We start from the raw sequence: 279 nt of genomic DNA on the forward strand, positions 1-279 counted from the left end.
GCAGCCGCCGACCAGTTCGCCCTTCACGTAGGGCTGCGGGAAGGTCGGCCAGTTCGAATATTCCTTCAGGCCCTGGCGCAGGCCGGCATCCTGGAGGATGTCCACGCCCTTGAACTTCACGCCGACGTGGCTCAGCACGCCGACGACGGCGGCGGAGAAGCCGCACTGCGGGAACACGGGCGAACCCTTCATGTAGAGCACGACGTCGTTGTTATCGATGTCCTGCTTGATCTGATCGACGACGGTCTGGTCCATGGTTCTCTCAAGCCTCGGTCATGG

1 protein-coding gene is annotated in these 279 nt (G+C 62.7%); it reads right to left on the reverse strand.

The genetic code is table 11. The features are described 5' to 3' along the window. On the reverse strand, positions 1–255 hold a 255-nt coding region (gene grxD, locus JT719_RS24680; RefSeq protein ID WP_207436436.1), incomplete at its 3' end, for a Grx4 family monothiol glutaredoxin. Between the last annotated feature and the right edge of the window lie 24 nt (positions 256–279).

Origin of the sequence: Sabulibacter ruber, assembly GCF_017355955.1 — a bacterium.
Lineage (GTDB): Bacteria > Bacteroidota > Bacteroidia > Cytophagales > Hymenobacteraceae > Nibribacter > Nibribacter ruber_A.